The sequence below is a fragment of the Shewanella baltica genome (assembly GCF_900456975.1).
Taxonomy (GTDB): domain Bacteria; phylum Pseudomonadota; class Gammaproteobacteria; order Enterobacterales; family Shewanellaceae; genus Shewanella; species Shewanella baltica.
This window is the reverse complement of the sequence record NZ_UGYM01000002.1, coordinates 1,411,801-1,430,675: the sequence shown is the minus strand read 5'-3', so window position 1 is coordinate 1,430,675 and position 18,875 is coordinate 1,411,801. Positions and strand designations below refer to the sequence as shown.

Below are 18,875 nucleotides of genomic sequence, written 5' to 3'. Positions count from 1 at the left end.
GAAAGAGAAAAATCAACAGAATAAGTGGGGCACATTCGCAGCCTCACTTATTTTGCTTTAGATTGACCGACTCCTATGTTTACCCTGCCTTGCTCACCTCACTGTTGGTGTTCTCTTACGGCTCTTATCTTTATCAACAATCACGCCTCCCCCTACCGTGACAAGAAATCAAACTGATAGCTTAGCGGTTATTTAGTCGCAGTTATTTAGTCACAGTTCCTCGGTAGCATGTCAGTATCGAAATGAAATGGACTTTATATGCAGTATCGGATCTATATACTCGAGCTAACTCCATGTGGCAATGATGTTGAAGGTGAAGTCGCAGGTAAATGCGACAATGGCGCGCCGATTTGGTTTTATTACCAAGGCAGCGCTCAAAAGGCAAGAATGCGCTTTCCGGTTAACCAATGGGTGACGGCTGAATTACTCGGCCAACTAGCAAGTGTTCAAGTTGACATCATTGAGCAAGCTCCACGCCTACCAATTCAATTGAACTTTGAAACTTCAGGACAAATCGTCGACATCAGCCAAACACCCGAAGATACGATTTACCTGTCGCACTCAAACCTTGCACTCCCCTTTGATAATGAACTTGGCAAATCCCCTATTTCGCTCGGTCACTGGGTCAATGTGACGGGCGAGCTTTGGGTAACAAATGGAATGAATTGAGAGTTGATCCCTGCGCTAACTGTGAACGTACAGATAGGCTAGCTTTGGCTTTAATGATTGGGCTTTAATGATTGCGCTTTATCGGTGCAATACCTAGAATGTCGCCGCGCGGGCTAAACTTCATCAATCGCTTAAATACCTTGCTTCCGCTATTGAACCCAATTGGGAAAGCAAATGAAGTCGATAGCGGAATTGACAGTGTTAGCCTGTGATAAATCATTCGCCTGATGAATTTCCAATAGAGGATCCGATGACTATTTCTAAATCTTTGCCCGATGACAAACCTCGTAATTTTTTGGGCACGCCTAAATTACCAGCCAAGTACGCCACGGTTGTAATGCCATTTTTTCTTTCTATTCTAATGAGTTGTATCGTTTCTGGGATCAGTACTTTCAATGGCGTTGGCGCTTCACCGCAGTTTATCGAACTCTGGCTCGGTGCTTGGCTGATCTCATGGGTGGTCGCCTTCCCGACACTGCTGATGGTGTTGCCATTAGTGCGGAAAATTACCGGACACTTTGTCGATTTACGCTAGCTTTACGATTTAGCCTTTCGAACTTGCATTCTGAGTTAACAGCCACATTTCAAAGCCGTCTTAGGACGGCTTTAGCTTAAGTTCATGCCCTTAATAAACGCGCACAGCCGCTATCCATGCCGAGATAACCGTCCTATTTACAGCTCCAGCCAATAGCAGTTTTAAGCGAATGGTAGTTTTAAGCGAATAGCTCTGTGAGAAAATACCAAGCTAAGCGAATACATCTGGGGGCAATGCCTCTGAACTCATTCATCAGAGCTAATCCATTTAAACTTAACCCACACCCGACTCATTTTACCCAGTGCCTTCAGCGAAGCTCCAGCCTGCGCTTTACAATGGATTTACACTGACTGTTTAGCGGCACCTATCCCCATTGGACTCAGCCGACATTGCCGCAATCTAAATCAATACCCCTCGATTAACAAACCAACACAAATATCGATATAACCACTTGTATTTATAGATGTAAAAGTCAAATTACTCGTAATCAACTCGATTATACACCCCTTAAGTTTAGCCTTTTTGCCAGCCAATTATCTTGCCGTCACATACGTTATTAACCGTACTTAGCCCGCTTATCCGTAAGTTAAAAGTATTAACCCTCACCACCACCCAAATGAGAATGGTTTGCATTTAAATATTTTCACGTGCTAATTTACTCGCCGTTGTCGGGACAGAGGCAGCAGGAAAAATGGCCTAAGGACTGCGCTAAACATAGCGAATTAACCACAGCAAGATAGATAGCTAAACAGGCTATTTTGACAGCCGCATTAACTTGGTTTGCGTCCTTAGGTAACTGATTACTGGATCGGCAACACGCAACAGCATGCTGCCAAAGGAGGCGTAAGTGACTACTCAACAAAGGGAAATGGATCGCGAAATCTTTGATCTACTCGGCATCGGCATTGGCCCATTCAATCTTGGCCTCGCCGCCTTATCAGAACCTATCGACGGCTTTAACTGCTTATTTTTAGATGCTAAAACCAGCTTTGACTGGCATCCAGGCATGCTACTCAAATCCTCAAGACTGCAAACCCCCTTTATGTCAGATTTGGTGACTATGGCCGATCCCACCAGCCGTTACAGTTACCTAAATTTTGCCAAAAAGACGGGTAGACTTTATCCCTTTTACATTCGTGAGAATTTCTTTTTACCCCGCCACGAATACAACTTGTACTGCCAATGGGTAAGCCAGCAACTCAGCAATCTAAAATTTGGCTTTAAAGTCACTCAAGTAGATTACAACGCCGGTGAAAGTATTTATCGAGTCACAGGTTTTGATAGACGCAGTGGCAAAACCCATACCTATCAATGCCGAAAGCTAGTGTTAGGCACAGGAACAGAGCCTTATCTGCCAAAGGATTGCCCCATTCAAGATGCGCGGGTCATGCATACAGCCAGCTATATGCAGCAAAAAACCTACCTGCAGAGTCAGAGCGCCATCACTGTCATTGGCAGTGGCCAAAGTGCGGCGGAAGTGTTTTACGATCTACTGCAAGACATTGATACCTATGGCTATCAACTGAATTGGATGACGCGCTCAGCACGTTTCTATCCCTTGGAATACACTAAGCTGACGTTGGAGATGACCTCGCCAGATTATGTCGATTACTTCCACGAATTAGCACCGGAAAAACGCTGTGCTTTGATCGCCAGTCAAAAATCGCTCTACAAGGGCATTAATGCAGAGCTTATCAACGACATCTATGACTTGTTATATCAAAAGCGCTTGATTGCGGATTTCCAGTGCCAATTAATGACCAATGTGGCGTTAACCCGTATTCAAACTGACCCAGATGCACTCAAATTACATTTTCAGCATCAAGAGCAAGATACCCCTTTGAGCCAAACCACGGGTGCTGTGGTATTAGGCACTGGTTATCACTACCGTTTGCCTCAATTTATCAAAGATATAAAGCAACATATCGAGTTCGATAATGCGGGACAACTTGCGGTACAACGCGACTACAGCATAGATATTCGCGGGGATATTTTTGTCCAAAATGTGGGTTTGCATACCCATGGGGTAAGCTCACCGGATCTTGGCATGGGCTGTTATCGCAACGGCATCATCTTAAAGGCCGTGCTTGGCTATGCGCCCTACCACATTGAAGAACACATCGCCTTTCAAACCTTCGATCCGGCCAAACTTGCCAATCATCAGCACTGCGGCGCCAATGCGATTAACACACTGAATCTTAACCCTAAACATTTCCCTAAGACGTCTCCGCACAGCAATAACGCTGATGCATCGGCGCATCTCTACCCAACCCAAACGCCGACTTCGAGTATGAGCGCAGGCGCGGGAACCAATATGTCGGTCTTGATGGCGCCAAACCAGGAGGCGCAATAATGGCGAGTCAATTTAGCAGCCATTGTTTAACGCAGCTATCAGCTATTACAAGCATCAATGGTTTCCAGTTCAGAGCGTTAGATCTCAAGCAAGACTTGCCAACACTACAGTCTTGGTTTAACCAAGAGTACGCGCAGTTTTGGGGCATGCAGGGCTTGAATCTCACCGCCATAGAGAACCTTATGGCAGCAACGCAGCATAAGTTTGCCTTGATAGGTGAGTGGCAGGGCAAATCACTCTTTATGGTGGAGCTCTACGATCCCGCCCACGATGAAATCGGTCACCACTATCGTGTTGCACCGGGGGATTGCGGTATGCACCTGATTATCGCGCCGCCCGATGGCAGCCCAATCAACGGCTTATCCTTCAAAGTGATGGATGCGATAGCGCAGCTCGTGCTTGAAAAATTGGCCTTTAACCGCCTAGTGGTTGAACCCGATCAACTCAATAGCAAAATTCATCGCTTAAATAGCCGAGTGGGCATTCGCTATGAAAAAGCGATTCAGTTAAGCACTAAAGCCGCGTTCCTCGGATTTTGCACTGCGGCCGATCGCCAGCTGGCATCGAACACACCCTCTTCGACAGGCTTAGCCCAGACAACCTCAGCGCTGCCAAGCACGCTCGCAGCGCCCGTAACCTCTCCCATGACATTATCGACTCTTTAGGTGAACTAGATGAACTTACCCACAAAAGCCTTACTAATGGATCCATTGACAACGCAGGATCATCAAACTCACGCAGCGGCGACTCAACTCACCCCTTCGCTATCGACAACCTCAACTTCTATGCCGGAGCACTTGACCCCCGCCTATTGGCAAGCGGCTAATCGGCATTTAGTGAAGAAAATTCTCTGCGAATTCACCCACGAGAAAATCATCACGCCGACCCTATACGGGCAAAAGGCGGGGCTTAACCACTATGAACTGCGGCTCAAAGACAGCACTTACTATTTTAGTGCGCGGCACTATCAGCTCGATCATCTTGCTATCGATGCAGATTCCATCCGCGTTTCAGTCGCAGGACAAGAGCAAGCCCTTGATGGGATGTCGCTGATCATTTCCCTTAAAAATGACTTAGGGATCAGCGAAACCTTACTGCCCACGTATTTAGAGGAAATCACTAGCACCCTCTACAGCAAGGCGTACAAGTTAGCGCATCAGGCGATCCCCGCCGCCACGCTGGCGCGAGCCGATTATCAGAGCATAGAAGCGGGTATGACTGAAGGCCATCCGGTGTTTATTGCCAATAACGGCCGGATTGGCTTCGATATGCAGGATTACCGCCAATTTGCCCCAGAAAGTGCGATGCCGATGCAGTTAGTCTGGCTTGGCGTGCGCAAGAGTAAGACCACGTTTGCCGCCCTCGAAAACTTGAGTCACGACGCGTTACTCAAGGAGGAGCTTGGCCAGCAGTTCACTGATTTTCAGCAGCATCTTAAAACCCAGCAGCATGATCCACAGGACTTCTACTTTATGCCTGTGCATCCTTGGCAGTGGCGTGAAAAAATCGCCCGCGTCTTTGCCGGCGACATCGCCCGCGGCGATCTGGTTTACCTTGGCGAAGGTAGCGAACAGTACCAAGTACAGCAATCGATACGCACTTTCTTCAATCTTTCATCGCCACAAAAGTGCTATGTCAAAACCGCGCTTTCCATCTTAAATATGGGCTTTATGCGCGGCCTATCGCCCCTATACATGAGCTGCACACCGCAAATTAATGCGTGGGTGGCGAACTTGGTTGAGAGCGACCCTTACTTTACTCAGCAAGGGTTTGTGATCCTTAAAGAAATTGCCGCCATAGGTTACCACCACCATTATTACGAGCAGGCACTCACCCAAGACAGCGCCTACAAAAAAATGCTCTCTGCCCTATGGCGCGAAAGCCCACTGCCGCACATTGCGCCTAAGCAAAATCTGATGACCATGGCCGCCCTGCTGCACACAGATCATGAAGATAAAGCGCTGATTTCGGCCTTGATAACGGCCTCAGGCTTGTCAGCAAAAGACTGGCTGAACCGTTACCTCAACTTGTATTTATCGCCCTTATTGCACGCGTTTTTTGCCTACGATCTGGTCTTTATGCCCCACGGTGAAAACCTGATCTTAGTGCTGGATGAATATGTGCCGGTCAAGATTTTAATGAAAGACATAGGCGAAGAAGTCGCGGTACTGAATGGCACCTCGCCGCTGCCTGATGATGTAAAACGCCTTGCGGTAAGCCTTGAAGAAGATATGAAGCTTAACTACATCTTACTGGATATTTTTGACTGTATTTTCCGCTATTTAGCACCGCTGTTAGATGAGCAAACCAGTGTCAGTGAAAGCCAATTCTGGGAATTAGTGGCGGACAATGTACGTGACTACCAAGCTCAACATCCACATTTGGCCGCCAAGTTTGCCCAATACGATCTGTTTAAGGACAGCTTTGTACGCACCTGCCTCAATCGTATCCAATTGAATAACAACCAACAAATGATAGATCTAGCCGACAGGGAGAAAAACCTACGCTTCGCTGGCGGTATCGACAATCCCTTGGCGGCCTTTAGGCAAAGCCATGCCTTTAAGCGCCCCAAACTTGGCAGCGCTGAGTCGAAAACACGTTAACGCGCAACAAAACGCATAGACCCGACACTTTCTGAAACTTGACGAAACGTTTGTGTGGGCCACTTGTTGGCCCGCTTTATTTAACCCCAACCTAAATGGAATTAAAGATCACCATTATGAAGACTTTCCCTCTCTCCAGCATCGCACTCGTCTGCAGACAAGCCATCGTTAACCCAAAGCTATTGCTGTGCTCAGCCATGTTAGCCAGTGTGCCCCATGCCGTAGCAGACACTGTGGATGCGGATGGTAAAACCAAGAAGCACCAAAAAGAGATTGAAATCATCAATGTCATTGGCGCTAAGGATTTACACGACAATCGCTATAAAACCCAAGCGATGAACACAGCGACAGGGCTCGATTTATCCTATTTAGAAACGCCGCAGTCGGTCACGTCTATCACCCGCCAAATGATGAACGATCAACAGCTTAATAGCGTGATTGATGCCATGACCAGCGTTGCCGGGATTAATGCTCGCCCTATGGATAACGATAGATACAGCATTAGTGCCCGCGGCATTGCCGTGACCAGTATACTGTACGATGGCGTACCCACCACCTACGACACCCGCTTCAACTATGGCGATAACCTTATCGACACCGCCATCTATGAACGAGTTGAAGTGGTACGCGGCGCGACGGGACTCATGACGGGAGCCGGTAATCCATCGGCGGCCATTAACCTTATCCGTAAGCGCCCAACTCAAGAGTTTATGGGCAGCACATCGGTAAGTGTGGGCTCATGGAATAATGTGCGCGGTATGGTCGATCTTTCGAGCGGCTTAAATGACTCAGGGTCGGTGCGCGGTCGCGTAGTAGCCGCCTATCAGGATAAGGATTCGTTCCAAGACAGATACGAGCAACAGCGCACCACGTTATACGGCATAGTCGAAACCGATATTGGCGATAGCACCTTGTTCACCCTAGGGGTTGATTACCAAGATGCCACACCGAGCGGTACTATGTCGGGCGGTTTACCGCTATTTTACAGTGACGGCAGCCGCACTAACTATGATCGCGCCACTTCAACGGCGCCCGATTGGGGCTCGGCGCATACCCAAGGCCTCAACACCTTTGCAAGTCTCGAGCACAGATTTGATAATGGCTGGAACCTAAAAGGGACTTACACCTATGGCGATAACTCATTGGAGTTCGATGTGCTATGGGCCATGGGTTATCCCGATCCTGTAACCAATATAGGCGCAACAGCAGGCTCTATCGCCTATGTCGACGGCAGTCGCACCCAACACAATGTGGATTTACGCGCCGAAGGACAATTCCAACTCTTTGGTCAAGAACATCAATTGATGTTTGGCTGGAATGGTCAGCGACAAGAGTTCGCCAATCCCTATTATTACCCCACTGCTGCAGTACCACCACTAGGTGATTTTCGCGATCCGAACTTCCAGTACCCTAAACCTCAATGGCAAGATACCTCAGACACAGGCTCATCTGGCGAAACCAAACAGAGTGCAGCCTATGTGGCGACGCAGCTTAATCTCAGCGACGCCTTAGCAGTCCTCGTCGGATTACGCCTCAATGAGTGGGAAACCGACCAAGATAACTTTAAAAGCCTATACAATTTCAACATCAGCAACGAACTCACCACTTACTTCGGCCTCACATACGCTCTGACCGAGCAATATTCGCTTTATGCCAGCTATACCGACATTTTTGCGCCGCAAACTAAACAAAGAATCGATAAAAGCTATCTAGATCCGGTCAAAGGGAAAAACTACGAAGGTGGGATTAAGGCGAGCCTATTCGATGAGGCTTTAGATATGTCGTTGTCGGTGTTTGAGATCAAGCAAGATAACATAGGCGTAGACACTCGCACACGCATTCCTGGCACCACCATCCCTGTGTACAGAGAAGTCGATGGTACGAACACTCGAGGTTTCGAGTTCGAAGCGACGGGTAAAATCACTGATGACTGGAATGTTTACTTAGGCTACACCCAGTTCACCACCGAAGATCCTAAGGGCAAGCGCATCAATACCACGTCACCACGTCAGCAGTTAAAACTCTTCACCACTTATACCTTTGGTGGTGATTGGCATAAATTGCAAATTGGTGCAGGGGTTAACTGGCAGAGCCGCGTCTACCAAGATGCCGATAAACCTGTAGGCAATGGTATAGACACGATTAGAGTCGAAGTCGAGCAAGGCTCCTATGCACTGGCGAGTCTGATGGCAAGTTACGCCTTCACCGAGCAACTTAAGCTTAGCGCCAACCTGCACAACGCCTTAGATAAAAGCTACTACAGCCAAGTCGGTCAATACAGTCAATTCCAATACGGTACGCCGCGCAGTGCCAGCTTAACCTTGGACTATCGCTTCTAAGTCAGACTTTTATTGAGAAAGTTCGAAAACCCTTGTGAGCCCAAATCTTGGGCTCACAAGGTCCTCATCTATTGGACTTATCAATAATAGCGGGGCTTATCAATCACAGCGGCAATCAATCACAGCCATTAAGGAGTCATTATGGCAAGCCAACGAGGAGACACTAGACTGCAACTCTTGCGCGATACCTCGCTCAGCCACGACGGTTTGAATCACACCATTTTGACACTCAATCAGCTGTTACATCAGCGGGCGCCCTTTTATGGCGAGCACCTTAATGCAACGTCCTCACCCACGGGACTCAGTTTCGATGAGTGGAGCTGCGCCGATACCTATCAAACACTGCTAGCGCGTTTTGCCATAGCGCACCCTAGCGCCAAAACGCAGACTGAAACTAAAACCGAAACCGAGACGGATAAAACTGCTGCAACCAGCCGAGCCACTGCTTTCGCCAGTAAAAGCGCTTTGGTCAGTAAAAACGCTGCGGCCAGCAGAAAAGACACTCGTAAAGCGCTGCATTCACTTTGGGGCCAATGGTATTTCGGCCTCTTAGTCCCGCCTATGATGGAATGGATTTTCAATGCCCCACAAACTGACTTAGAATCCATCCACTGGCAGCCACAGTCCATTTTTATGCAGGTACACCCCAGTGGCCGAGTGGCCAAATTTGAATGTAACATCGCAAAACACCAGCCAAATACCGCTTTGACCTTTAAAAAATACCACGGCATCGTGCCACTTTGCCAAACCAACACTAAGTCAAGTTTCAAGACAGGCACTAAGGTACACTCGCCATTAACCTCATATAAGCCGCCAGTTGATAAAGAACTCGCCCTACAAGGCCTTATCTTAAACTTACTGCAACCGAGTGTTGAGCGCCTGCTCACTCTGAGCCCCGTGCCCGTTAAATTATATTGGAGTCATTTAGGCTATCTGATCCACTGGTATCTTGGGGAGTTGGGACTCACTGAGCAGTACAGCCAGCAACTAAAACAAGCCCTGTTTCGCCGCACGACCTTTTTAGATGGCAGCACCAATCCGTTGTATAACAGCATTAACTTACTCATCGAACCTGAGCAAGACAGCGCAACACCGAACACAGTTGCGAGAATAGTAACGAGTACAGCATCGCGCTCAAAACCGAGTCCCAAAATCCACTGCATTCGCCGTACTTGCTGCTTGAGGTATCAACTCGCCAACACAGGCCAATGCCACGATTGCCCGCTGTTAAGTCGTGCAAAGGTTAACGTCAACGCCGCCAAGCAAACGTGAAGCTAGCTTATAAGATTAAATCGGTTTAATGGGCAAGATCGCAATCCTAGGCCCATGATGCTTTTGCCCTTATGTTGCACATGCTACACTCAAGCCCATGTCTCTTTAACACGATTAATTATGAAACAACTGCTTGATTTCCTGCCCCTCGTCATCTTTTTTGCTGTCTATAAATTTTTCGATATTTATATCGCCAGCGGCGCATTGATCGCAGCCACCGCGCTTCAATTAATCGTGACCTATGCGCTATATAAGAAACTTGAAAAGATGCACTTAATCACCTTTGCTATGGTGACAGTGTTTGGCACACTCACTTTAGTGTTTCACGATGATTCTTTTATCAAGTGGAAAGTGACCATTATCTATAGTTTGTTTGCTATCGCCTTAGGTGTCAGCCAATTGCTCAATAAATCGATATTAAAGTCGATGTTAGGCAAAGAAATGCAAGTAGAAGACAAGATTTGGGCTCGCGTAACTTGGTATTGGGTCGTCTTCTTCGCCAGCTGTGGCCTAGTCAATATCTATGTCGCCTTTAGTTTGCCATTAGAAACGTGGGTCAATTTTAAAGTGTTTGGTTTAACCGCTTTAACCTTAATTAATACTGTCCTGACCGTATTTTATCTTTATAAACACCTTCCCGAAGATCAACGCAAGGAACTCAAATAATGTGGTATATGATTTCAGCTCAAGATTTTGAGAACAGTTTAGAAAAACGTTTAGCCGCTCGCCCTGCCCATTTAGCTCGCCTGCAAGCCCTCGCCGATGAAGGTCGTTTACTGATCGCTGGCCCACATCCAGCCATTGACAGCGAAAACCCAGGTGATGCTGGCTTTAGTGGTTCACTGGTTGTCGCCGATTTTGAATCCTTAGTGGCAGCAAAACACTGGGCCGATGCCGATCCTTATATCGAAGCGGGCGTGTATAAAAGCGTGGTCGTTAAACCTTTCAAACGAGTCCTGCCCTAATGAAAATAGTGTCCTTTAACATCAATGGTCTGCGCGCGCGCTTGCATCAATTACAAGCCTTAATCGACAGCCACCAGCCCGACATTATCGGCCTGCAAGAAACCAAAGTGCACGACGAAGCGTTTCCATTAGCCGACGTCGAAGCCATGGGATATCAAGTGCATTACCACGGCGGCAAGGCCCACTATGGCGTTGCTATGTTGTCTAAAGTCGCGCCAGAAAAGCTGCAAAAAGGTTTTCCAACCGATGACGAAGATGCCCAGCGCCGCATGATTATCGGCACTTTTGCCCAAGCGAATGGTCGTCCGTTAACCGTATTCAACGGCTATTTCCCCCAGGGCGAAAGCATAGACCACCCAACAAAATATCCTGCTAAACGTAAGTTTTATCAGGACTTAATGCACTACTTGCAGACAAATCACAGCAACGATGAAGATATCGCCATCATAGGTGATATCAATATTTCGCCGACCGATTTAGACATAGGTATTGGTGAAGTCAATCGTAAGCGATGGCTGAAAACGGGTAAATGTAGCTTCCAACCGGAAGAGCGTGAGTGGTTAAAAACCTTGCAAGACTGGGGTTTAGTCGACACTTTCCGTCAATTACACCCAGAGCGCATCGAACGTTATTCTTGGTTCGATTACCGCAGCAAAGGTTTCGATGACAACCGCGGCCTGCGTATTGATGTGATTTTAGCAACACCTTCACTGGCAGCACGTTTAGTCGAATCCGATGTCGATTACGATCTTCGCGGCATAGATAAACCCTCAGACCACGCGCCCATTTGGAGCAAGTTTAAAGAGGCCTAATCAGCTAAAGTTCGACCATCTTAGTAGATATGAAACATCGGCTTAGGCCGATGTTTTTGTTTGAGAGTGACTTAAGCAGAATGAGATTGGCACAAGTAAGTTAAAAATGAACAGCATACATCGCAAAAAAGTTGTGAGCTTAGCTTCAGCCACAGATTAATCGTGAGCCATGGCATTCACTCATCGACGCGGTGAATAGAAACCTAGGGTTTCTGAGCTTATGAACGAGAGCCATGGTCGTTCTCATGCATCCCTGCATTGCACGACATTCAGGCGTCCTGCCTATCAGATAGCGAACTGGCAGTTAAACAGGGACGTTGTTCAAGTCCATCCTTGGATGCAGGGCCGCCCGTCTGATGTGAATGGATTCACGAATGCCGCGATGGCATGGACGTCAAAGAGCGGCCATGGGGCGGACGGTCGTCTCGCAAATCACCAAGACTCACCTGTTTAGCATCGGCGAAGCCTGTTTGTTTTAAAGAAATACATAGCAAGCTTTTGGACAATTTCGAGTTAAAGCCTTAATTCTAACTCGTCAGTTTCGGATTAAAATTTCTATGGGTTAACGCCCGCATTTACGGCTGGTTTGGAGCGCAGCGGAAAACCAGTCCGCCAACATGCGCTTGTTAGTTGCGCTGTATGCCATATGCACGCCGCCATTGTGTTCTTGGCTTACACTGACATCTAGATAAATGATCATTTAGATGATTCAGATTTCTACCAGTTCGCTCAATTATATTTTTACTTTTAACCCTTTTATCAATTAGGTTGTAGCACTCCGAATAGAAGTTTTTTACAACATCAGGAGTATTTGGCTTATATCCTTTTTCAATCTCCAAAAATCTTCGAATACAAAGCACTACAAGATCAGATAACTGAATCATTGGATTTTTACGAGAGTCGATTGGGTGGCTAAACTCAACAATCCACTTTACCTTTTGGTTGTTTGGGACTTCAAATCGACGATTTTGGATGATTGCCTCAACGCTTTCGTGATGCTCTTCTTTCTCATCAAGTACAATCATACCTCTCGCAGATTGCCCAAGATTCTCTTTTACATGCCAATTCATGTAAGTAATTAAATAATCGAACGACAGCAGATAGGGATGCTTTGTATCGAATACTGCTTGGTATTGGCACTGAGATTGATCAAGGCAGGATTTCTCTACTGCAAAGAAGTGCACTTGGTGTCCAAGCTCTTCGACTAACCCCAGCAATGATCTTACGAGCGCCAAACGATCATTTATATGGTGGCCAGCAAAGAATCTTTCCCCATTAGGTGAAAGTAACTCATGAGAGTGAACTTCAAATCCGGCAGGAATATTCCCATTAAAATAATCGCTGATAATGGCATCTAGCCTTTCTTTGGTGTTATTCCATTTTTTGTCAGCGACGCTCAAGCCACCCAACACAAAAATTGGTTGCTGTTGATCATTGAGATTCGCTCCTGAATCCCCACTCTCGTCTAGGTAAAAAAAGTGCATCACTCAATTCCTTGCCGCGACTTACAAACTGTCCAGCGCACGAAGTGCGCGGGTTGGAGCACTTTGTTGGGCCTTTTAAATAATAACCGAAGGTAATGAATCATTCGGATAGTAAATTTGCATAGATTCATATTGTTCTGAACTATCATGCAACTGCAATACGAGATCATTTTTAAAATGAATTTCTATTAGTCTTGTATTTGGAAGTAATACACTTTCAACGGACTGGTTGAATAGCTTTTGAAACCCCAGAGATGACCAATTATTTTCTTCACTCCATACAGCTATTTCAGTACCACGTTGCAGAACGGATGCCATTCCTTGAAGGCAGATTGTGGCACCTGCGTCAAAACTAAATTGAACATCATAGCGCCCCTGACTGATCATATTCAGGTCAGAACCTAGAATTATAGAAAGGTCAAAATTTTCTGGGATTCCGTACATTTATATGCCTAACCTTTATTCGTGCGCATGCGCGTGTACCTCGTTGGACCAATGAAAACGCGCACGATTAACTATCTGTATGCAAAGAACTTATCAGCTTTCTACCAAATACACTATCTGGAAAAACACGCATGCGCGTTTTTCAAACCTATTAACTAATTTTGGGAAAGCTTATACGGATGATTTTTAAGGGTTTTATAAATTTTAGGCTGTATAAACGCGCAAACTAATGAGTTTAAAAACACTCAACATCATCTAAATTTAAATACGACTGTATACCCATATATTGTTAGTCGCTTTACGGTAGGGCCAAACATTTGGTAAATAGATGAGATTTTGCAGGGCAATTCATTCGTCAGTTTTCAATTCACTAAATGAATGCTAGCCAGCTTAGGGGCAATATTTTTTTAGCTAAACGAACAGCAGAAGTGTTAGTTAAGATTGGCATTGTTGCAACTGTGACCGACTAAAACAGGATGTTTTAGTAGAGCCCTCAGGGATACTTCTTGTTGAATAAAGGGATGGCGAGTCACAGGGGGAAACAATGACAATGAATGCTACACAACTGACGATACAATTATCTTGCTTTGGGGCAATATCTTTTTAGCTAAACGAACAGCGAAAGGGTTAGTTAAGATTGGCATTGTTGCACCAGTGCCCCTCTAAAATAGGGACATTTAAGTAATAAAAGGAGGTCGTAATATTGGGGAAATAGTGACAATTAATGCTAAGCAACTCAGTTATCTGCTTTGAGGTATTTCGATAATGAAATGGCGGAAATCTACGATTTCCGCCATTTTCGGATGATACGCGAATACTTAACATGAGACTCAGTATCGGGCGTTATTACTCAACAACCCATGCAGACGACTCACATTAAAGGTGAAACATTAGCTCGTGCGGTACTGCTTTAAAATGCCATCTAACTCGACCGAGGCATGGTGCAGATCATTGGCTAAGGTCACACTGCGCTGGGCCGTTTGTTTGATGGTTTCCGACTGATGGCGGATTTCATTCAATTGTCCGGCAATATCGCGCGCGGCGACACTCTGCTCTTCCGCCGAAGCGGCAATTTGGCTGCTCATATCAAATACCGCATTCACCGATTGCGCCATACCTTGAACATCGTCACCGACGGCGATAATCGCGCTGCGGCCTTCATCGGCCTGATCGACTATCTCCATGGTAATGCTAGATAAACGACTCGTGCCAGACTGTAAGCCTTCAATCATAGACTGAATTTCTACCGTGGCCTGTTGAGTTCGACCCGCTAAGGTGCGCACTTCATCGGCGACTACGGCAAAACCACGCCCCTGCTCACCGGCACGGGCCGCTTCAATGGCCGCATTTAGGGCTAACAAGTTGGTTTGCTGCGAAATACTGTTAATCGTCGTAACCACGGCATCGATACTCGCCGCATCCTTAGACAATTGTTCCACCGATGAAAACGCTGCGCCAATCTTAGTTGAAAGTAAGCCAATACTGTCCACTGTGTGGCTAATGCGCCCACGGCTGGCCGACATTTGGGTTGAGTTTTCTTTAGTCTGCAGCGAAGTGTTGCTCGCGTTGATAGAAACTTCTTCAATCGCTGAAGTCATTTGCGCCATCGCCACAGCAACGGAATCGAGGAATTGATGCTGGAAACCAATCAGCTCATCACTGGTGGCCGCCTGTTGATTAAATTCATCGGATGCTAATGACAAGGTTTGTGCATTTTTACCAATGGCCGACACCATTTCACTCATGTTATCGGCGCAGCGGTCAATTTCGCGGGCAATCAAACTGAAATCGTCAGTGCCAAAGAAGTTTAATCTAAAGCTCAAATCACCATCAGCTAAGCGTTTGATGGCTAAGTACATATCCCACAAGCCACCGCCGAGTGAGGTTGAAATCCAATAGCTCAGTTGGAATAAGGGCAATAATCCCACTAATGCTAACCAAAACATAAAGTTAGCATCGCTGCGCGCATCGACTTCCCACTCATGGACATTCTGCGTCAGTTGTAAGGCTTGCATGCCTGACACGCTGGCGCTGGCCGTCACTTTATCCCCTTGACGCTGCGCTTCACTTTGCCTTGAAGTCACGGTTAAACCGTATTGACTGGCAAATTGTGATAAGTCATCAGCCTCTAGCTTTTGCGCCGTGGCAACTTGCGCTAAGGTATCGACGCTTGCTTGAACGCGGGCAATAGAAGCTTGCTCGACGTTTCGGTGCGCGTGTTGATAGTTGACGAGTGCCACGGCGGCCGTGATCAACGCCACCATAGAACACACTACCCAAAACTTTCCGTTGAGACTGAACTTGATCAATATGGCATCAATGGTGCGAAACTGGATTTGTTTCATCTTGATAATTCCTAAGAACAAAATGCTATTTGGCACTAAATCAGCATTATAGCCCAGATCGCTTCGACAGCTATGTCAGTAATAAGATCTGAGCAGGTATTATGCTAATCCGCGCTAGCCACTTGACTACGCGTGGCGGCAGACCACTTTTGTGTCAAGCTAACCAACTGCCCCGTTAACAGGCTCATGCTAAAACCTAATAAGCCACCAATGATCAACGACGGCACGACATTGGCCACATCACCCGCCATAGCAAAGGTAGTGCAACAGCCAATAAATGCGCCGGGAATAAAGCTAAGCTTTTGATAACTAGCCTGTAAACACATGGCCGAAGTGGCTATGCCGGTAAAAATATACCCAAATACGGGTGAGATAAAAAAGCTGCTACCCGAGATAATGAGCCAAGCCCAAAACACACCGGACAGATTCGTGCACCACGCCATCATCACGCCTTGAAAACCAGCCTTGGGTTGAGCGAAAAAAGTGCTGCAACCTAAAAAGCCAATCCAAGTGACCAGATGAAAGGCATCTGCGACGCCACACCAAATAGCCGCCAATAGGCCGGCAGAAATAGCGACTTGCCAACGATTTTCCATGGATGACCCCTTTATAATTCTATTCACGGAAGTTTATCTGTTAGTTAAATTACCTCTATTCTGGTAACAAAAACCTGATCTATTGCTAATTTTCGGCATTAATGCCCGTAAAATCGCTAACAAGCAAATTTTTTGTGGTAAAAAAACGAAAAAAGCGCTTATTAGGCGCTTTTTTGTTCAAACGGCGTTCAGTTAACTCTCTTGCCGTCACTTACACTCGCAATAATTTACTCACGGGAAGGTCGCGGATCCTCTGCCCCGTCGCCGCAAAAATTGCATTGGTTAAACTCGGCGCCACGGGCGGTACACCCGGCTCACCTACGCCCGCAGGCGCAGCATCGGACTCGATAATGATGATCTCAATATCGGGGGTTTGAGGGATCCGCAGCAAAGGATAATCGTGGAAATTCGATTGCTGCACTTTGCCCTCTTTGTAAGTGATTTCACCCATCAAGGCTAAACTCAGGCCAAACACAATTGCGCCTTCAGTCTGCGCTTTTACCCTATCGGGGTTAACGATCGTGCCCGCATCGATAGCAGCGATGGTATTCAGCACTTTAAGCTGTTTATCCTCGCTCACCTCCACCAGCATGGCCACGGCGACATAACTGACAAAACTACGATGCACGGCAAAACCCCAGCCCTGATTTTTACCGGCCTTGGGCGCCTTAGCTTGGGCTTTTTCGACCGCGTCGATTACTCCAAAATAGCGGCTCACGTCCACGGGGTGACGGCTGAGATCTTCACCATAGTTGCCGTATTTAAAACCTTGATCGCTAAAGGTCTCGCGCCTTGCTTCCCCTAGCAGGCTACGCCACATCTCAAAGCAAGAAACCTGGGACCTATGGGCCATTTCATCGACAAAACTGCCGACACTAAAACCGTGCTGAATGTTACACACAGAGCGCATCCAACCAATGCGGCTATGCGCCTGCGCTTTTACCGCTTCGTATCTTAAATTCGGCAAAGCAAAGGGCACATCTACAAAGCCTAAATCCAACTCACCGCCAGAGGGATATTCCACCCCTTCGGCAAAGGTTGAACTGATCGATGGGAATCCCGTACGGGCTAAAAGCGCGGTCGGTTTATTGTTAGCATCGAACAACGCCTGATAGGACTGGGCGCTGATAGCATGGTAGTAACCGTTTTGGATCTCATCCTCGCGGCTCCAACTCACTTTAATTGGACGCTTGAATTGCTTCGATAACAGCGCGGCTTCAACGCTAAAATCAGGTTTAGATTTACGCCCAAAACCACCACCCAATAGGGTAACATTCACTTTAATCGTATCTTCTTCCATACCCAGCGCAGCGGCCACATTTTGCTGTGTGCTTTGCGGCGTTTGGGTCGATGCCCAGATTTCACAGCCCTTTTCAGTCACATGGGCGGTGGCAACGGGCGGCTCGATAGAAGAATGAATTAAATAAGGTACGGTATAAACCGCCTTTAACGTATTCGCCTCGGGCCAGTTTTTGATTTCATCACCAGCTTGGCGCACAACGTTACCGCTTTGCTGTACCCGCTCGACAAGCTCCTTTAAATAAAGACTTGAATCATGCTGACTGTTGTCGGCCTGAGTCCAAGTGACTTTTAAGGCTTTGCGGCCTTCGAGGGCACTCCAAGTGTTTGTGGCGATAACAGCAACGCCGCCCAAAGCCTGAAACGCGGGTGCGCCCTTAGCGGCGGGCAAACGATACACACCCACTACCCCGGCCACTTTACGCGCCGCGGTATCGTCCAAGCTTGCCACATCGCTCCCAAGCACAGGCGGACGCATAATGCTGGCGTAGAGCATGCCATCGAGTTTGATATCGTAACCATAAATCGCGCTGCCGCTTAACATGGCGTCCATATCAACAATTTGGCGTGATGCGCCAATCTGCTTGAAATCTTTAACCTCTTTAAAGGTTAACGACTCAACAGCGGGGACGGGCTGCTTTGATGCGGCTAACGCTAACTCGCCGAACTTGGCCGAGCGGCCAGATTTCGCATGCAACACTTTATGGTCGGCGGTATGCACCTCGCTCACGGGGACTTTCCAGCGCGCAGCGGCGGCTTGCTCTAGCATGATTCTTGCCATTGCCCCCATCTGACGCATGCGGTCGTAATTTTCGCGAATACTGCGGCTACCGTCAGTGTTTTGGCTGGCATAACGTTTATCGGCTAAGCCTTGAATGGGGACGATTTTATCCCAATCCGCTTCTAACTCTTCGGCTAAGACTTGCAGAATACCAGTTCTGATCCCTTGTCCCATCTCGGAGCGATGGCAAGTGAGGTACACTTTATCGTCTTCACCAATGGCAATAAACAGATTCAGCCGTGCTTCTTTATCCTGCGCCAGCGCCATGGGGCTCCAAGTTAATCCACTCGCCCCTAATGCTAATCCGCCACCCACTGCGCCAAACAGTTTTAACACGTCGCGGCGGCTGATATTTTCTACGGCAGTAAAAGTACTCAT

General features: G+C 47.2%; 15 protein-coding genes. 10 read left to right on the top strand and 5 right to left on the bottom strand.

From position 1 onward, the window contains the following. The first annotated feature begins 258 nt into the window (after nt 1-258). The 10 genes from DYH48_RS06445 (at nt 259) to xthA (ending at nt 11,548) form a co-directional block, all read left to right on the top strand. Nucleotides 259-669, top strand: a complete 411-nt coding sequence (locus DYH48_RS06445; protein ID WP_115334331.1) for a glycerate kinase — start codon at nt 259-261, stop codon at nt 667-669. 250 nt (nt 670-919) lie between these two features. After that, nucleotides 920-1,204, top strand: a complete 285-nt coding sequence (locus tag DYH48_RS06440; protein WP_115334330.1) for a DUF2798 domain-containing protein — start codon at nt 920-922, stop codon at nt 1,202-1,204. An 847-nt stretch (nt 1,205-2,051) separates the two neighbouring features. After that, nucleotides 2,052-3,557 (top strand): lysine N(6)-hydroxylase/L-ornithine N(5)-oxygenase family protein, encoded by a 1,506-nt coding sequence (locus DYH48_RS06435; protein WP_115334329.1) that lies wholly within the window; start codon nt 2,052-2,054, stop codon nt 3,555-3,557. Next, entirely contained in the window at nt 3,557-4,222 is a 666-nt protein-coding gene (locus DYH48_RS06430) for a GNAT family N-acetyltransferase (RefSeq protein WP_115334328.1), read from the top strand. Before DYH48_RS06435 ends, DYH48_RS06430 begins: the two co-directional genes overlap by 1 nt. A 9-nt stretch (nt 4,223-4,231) precedes the next feature. Then, the gene (locus DYH48_RS06425; RefSeq protein WP_115334327.1) at nt 4,232-6,160 is read left to right on the top strand and encodes an IucA/IucC family protein; all 1,929 of its coding nucleotides are present in this window, start codon (nt 4,232-4,234) and stop codon (nt 6,158-6,160) included. A gap of 95 nt (nt 6,161-6,255) precedes the next feature. Beyond that, nucleotides 6,256-8,499: a TonB-dependent siderophore receptor gene (locus DYH48_RS06420; RefSeq protein WP_172481157.1), complete on the top strand. Its 2,244-nt coding sequence runs from the start codon at nt 6,256-6,258 to the stop codon at nt 8,497-8,499. A gap of 141 nt (nt 8,500-8,640) precedes the next feature. After that, nucleotides 8,641-9,771 (top strand): IucA/IucC family C-terminal-domain containing protein, encoded by a 1,131-nt coding sequence (locus tag DYH48_RS06415; protein ID WP_115334325.1) that lies wholly within the window; start codon nt 8,641-8,643, stop codon nt 9,769-9,771. A gap of 120 nt (nt 9,772-9,891) precedes the next feature. Further along, nucleotides 9,892-10,437 (top strand): septation protein A, encoded by a 546-nt coding sequence (locus DYH48_RS06410; protein ID WP_012587356.1) that lies wholly within the window; start codon nt 9,892-9,894, stop codon nt 10,435-10,437. Further along, nucleotides 10,437-10,736: a YciI family protein gene (locus DYH48_RS06405; protein ID WP_006082200.1), complete on the top strand. Its 300-nt coding sequence runs from the start codon at nt 10,437-10,439 to the stop codon at nt 10,734-10,736. Before DYH48_RS06410 ends, DYH48_RS06405 begins: the two co-directional genes overlap by 1 nt. Then, complete coding sequence (gene xthA, locus DYH48_RS06400; RefSeq protein WP_115334324.1) at nt 10,736-11,548, top strand: exodeoxyribonuclease III; 813 nt, start codon at nt 10,736-10,738, stop codon at nt 11,546-11,548. Before DYH48_RS06405 ends, xthA begins: the two co-directional genes overlap by 1 nt. Before the next feature lie 626 nt (nt 11,549-12,174). On the opposite strand, the gene DYH48_RS06390 is transcribed toward xthA, so the two are convergent. The 5 genes from DYH48_RS06390 to DYH48_RS06365 form a co-directional block, all read right to left on the bottom strand. Further along, complete coding sequence (locus DYH48_RS06390; protein WP_115334322.1) at nt 12,175-13,032, bottom strand: DUF3800 domain-containing protein; 858 nt, start codon at nt 13,030-13,032, stop codon at nt 12,175-12,177. Between the two features lie 75 nt (nt 13,033-13,107). Next, on the bottom strand, nt 13,108-13,476 hold the full coding sequence (locus tag DYH48_RS06385) for a hypothetical protein (protein WP_115334321.1): 369 nt from the start codon (nt 13,474-13,476) through the stop codon (nt 13,108-13,110). Nucleotides 13,477-14,366: 890 nt separating this feature from the next. Then, nucleotides 14,367-15,821 (bottom strand): methyl-accepting chemotaxis protein, encoded by a 1,455-nt coding sequence (locus DYH48_RS06375; protein ID WP_115334320.1) that lies wholly within the window; start codon nt 15,819-15,821, stop codon nt 14,367-14,369. A gap of 104 nt (nt 15,822-15,925) precedes the next feature. After that, nucleotides 15,926-16,417, bottom strand: a complete 492-nt coding sequence (locus DYH48_RS06370) for a DUF1097 domain-containing protein (protein WP_006085447.1) — start codon at nt 16,415-16,417, stop codon at nt 15,926-15,928. A 211-nt stretch (nt 16,418-16,628) separates the two neighbouring features. Continuing rightward, on the bottom strand, nt 16,629-18,875 hold the full coding sequence (locus DYH48_RS06365) for a xanthine dehydrogenase family protein molybdopterin-binding subunit (protein WP_115334319.1): 2,247 nt from the start codon (nt 18,873-18,875) through the stop codon (nt 16,629-16,631).